This is a genomic window from Shewanella sp. SM71 (assembly GCF_025653905.1).
Classification (GTDB): Bacteria; Pseudomonadota; Gammaproteobacteria; order Enterobacterales; family Shewanellaceae; genus Shewanella; species Shewanella oncorhynchi.
Genome location: NZ_JAKKRW010000043.1, coordinates 1 through 2771, shown reverse-complemented (window position 1 = coordinate 2771; position 2771 = coordinate 1). Strand labels below are relative to the sequence as shown.

2 protein-coding genes and 1 pseudogene are annotated in these 2771 nt (G+C 41.6%); 1 reads left to right on the top strand and 2 read right to left on the bottom strand.

The features are described 5' to 3' along the window. A pseudogene (locus L5L97_RS22730) lies at nucleotides 1-147 on the bottom strand (IS4 family transposase); the annotation flags it as partial. Nucleotides 148-283: 136 nt separating this feature from the next. On the opposite strand from L5L97_RS22730, the gene L5L97_RS22725 reads away from it, so the two are divergent. Then, nucleotides 284-820, top strand: coding sequence for a hypothetical protein (locus L5L97_RS22725; RefSeq protein ID WP_263176233.1), 537 nt, complete (start codon nucleotides 284-286; stop codon nucleotides 818-820). A 688-nt stretch (nucleotides 821-1508) separates the two neighbouring features. Here the strand turns inward: L5L97_RS22725 and L5L97_RS22720 are convergent. Beyond that, nucleotides 1509-2663, bottom strand: a complete 1155-nt coding sequence (locus tag L5L97_RS22720) for an IS110 family transposase (RefSeq protein WP_248993755.1) — start codon at nucleotides 2661-2663, stop codon at nucleotides 1509-1511. Between the last annotated feature and the right edge of the window lie 108 nt (nucleotides 2664-2771).

Below are 2771 nucleotides of genomic sequence, written 5' to 3'. Positions count from 1 at the left end.
CGTTATGTTCCGTCCTAACTGGGTTAACGAGAGTTGATTGCCATCGAGTAAAGACTCAGTAGCAACCATCAGAGAATTAAGGCGTTTTTGGTGTATTTGAGGGCATTGTTTTTTGAGTAAATCGTGTAATATGTCGATATCACGCATGATGTTGGATCTAGTAGGTTTTTGGCGAAATTGATTAGATCAAACAGCATCATGCGTGTCTACTTATTTGAATCCCATCGAATTTATGTGGGGATTCGCTAGGGCAAAGCGTTATGTTGCTTAATGGAGATAAGCGTTGATTTCAGATTCTGTGCCTTGGAAACAAGAGTGTTTGAAAATCGCAGGGAAACTAGCGAAAAGATATAATCAGAAAAAATGGTCTGATAGATCTTTATTTACTTTGGAGAAAGAAGTTTTTTTAGGTCTGTTTGCTCTTCGAAAATTGATGGAGTCAAACAAGGTATCTGACGCTGTTAAAAATAGGGAAGTTCAACTAGCGATTTATCCTGCAAATGAAAAACCTATTACTTTATTAAATCAGCATAAATTTCCAGAGCTATATGACCTATATGCAGGTCAAAAGGAGGCAGTTAAATATTGGGACCTATGTAATCAATTCATACATAGCTCTATATTTGCTCCATTCGTTCCTACGGGTTCTTCGCTCGTTGGTTTTTACATTGCTTCAGATTGGGCTAAAAAGAAAAAACTGTATTATGTTCAACTAAAAGTTTTAGTCGAAATGCTAGAGAGTGTTGGAAATGACTATCCGCAACATATTGAACTTGTCTTTAATCACAAAGTTAAGGAATATAAATTTAGTTCATTTTAATCAGCAACATAACAAGGCAAGTCAGCATCGCACCTTCGGTGCTGGACTCGCTAACGCTCGCCGCTGCTTGCGGCGTTATGCATCATTATGAATTGGAAACTGTGTAAAAAAATATCATTGGTTCTTATTGCAGCTTTAGCTCTGGCAGTAGTAGCAGACATTTTGATATTTCTAACTGTAGAATATGGCAGTAAAGGTTCTAACTTTGTTGGTTGCTACGCGTATGACGCAATGCTAATTGGGTTCGAATGCAAAGGGTTCTGGGGGAGTAACGTTGTTACAGCGTGGCTAAATTGGCCGTTGTGGTTAATATATGCACCAATTTCAGCCGTTTTTAGTATTCGCGCTTTAATAATTGCAGTACTGGTATGGTTGCGTTGGTATGACTCCCCACGTCAAGTAGAGCACACAAATATCGGCCTAATTATTTAAGCCTTATTTTTACGTTACTCAAAAGTATTGAGTTAACGCAGTAGATGAAGCAAGTAACTTCGTCGGTTGTCATGCTGATATCCGTGGATTACTTATCTTTCGACAAGCAGCGCCTACCTTACTTTATCCGCCGTGGCACCTGTCTTCAGTCTATGTACGTGGTTCAATACAGGGTTAGCCGTATTGCCATCCTAACGCCGTCGGTGGTTGTGCCACATCCGCTGCCTCACCAGCTGCATTAACTCAAAAATTAAACTCATGCAGGCACCCTCGCTAAACGCAACTTGGGATTGATCTGCACTAATACAATTTCCCTCGCAATCGCCCAAATATAAGCAATCATTTCTCTCGCTATGGCAGTCACAACCACATTATAGTGTTTACCTTTTTGCATTAGCCGTTGATATCGACGGCAAAGCCGAAGTTGTGCTTGCCATGCCATATCAACAACTTGCTTCGGCAAACCTTCTTGTCTTAGCTGAAGGTCTGTAGAGATATTGGCGGGATAGCGATAGGTGTGCGCTCCCTCCACGAGTAATCGCCTAGCCCGAGTATTGCCGCACTTGGTTATTGCTCCGAGATGACGTTTGCCGCCACTAGAGTGTTCAGCGGGGACGAGTCCTAAATAACTCATTAATTTTCTGGGATGATCAAAGCGTGTTAAGTCGCCTAATTCTGCAATTACACCCGTTGCAACCAAGAGCCGCACACCTCTTAGCGCTTGAATGGCTTTGACAACGGGATAATAGCGCCAATTTCTCACATGATGCTCAAGTTCATTGTCTAATCGTTTTAGCCTTGCAATCCGTTCCGTGACAGTCTGTAGATATTCCTGCAAGACAATCTGCTGACTGGGATGGGGTAATATCAGTTCGGTCAGCCAACGTAAATGCTGTAGTGACCAATTGGCCGTACCTTTGTAGTTGATATTATTTCGAAGGAGTAACGCTTTAAGTTGGTATTTGGCATCCTTTAAATCCTTCATGGCAGTTTCCCTTGCACGGGAAAGGTCACGAATGGCTTCGTCTTCAGGCTCAGGCACATAGATGGGTGTGAGATCTTCAGATTTAAGTAGCTTAGCGAGTTTAAGCGCATCACGTTTATCAGTTTTGACTTTTTCACCAGGCTTTTTGGGAATGAGAGAGGGAGCTATAACGTAGCAACAGTGGCCTAAGCTAGTGAGGAGACGATAGATCCAATAGCCACAAGGGCCTGCTTCGTAGACAAAGTGCAGTGTTGCATCTGGATACTTGGATTGAAATTGTTTTGCTAATTTAGTGATGGATGCTTTTGCACTAGAAACGCGGCCATAATGTACCGATTGTGCACCATAATGGTCTTCGATATAGGCGACTTCGACGAATTCTTTATGAGTATCTAAGCCAATGAAAAGTATGTTATGTTTTATCATGCTGATCTCCAATTTTTAGTTTCTTTGACAAAACTATTATGGCTCTGGCTTTAAGCTAATCCACGATTGATTGGAGATCAGCATCTTTGTGGGGAGTCATTATGTCTA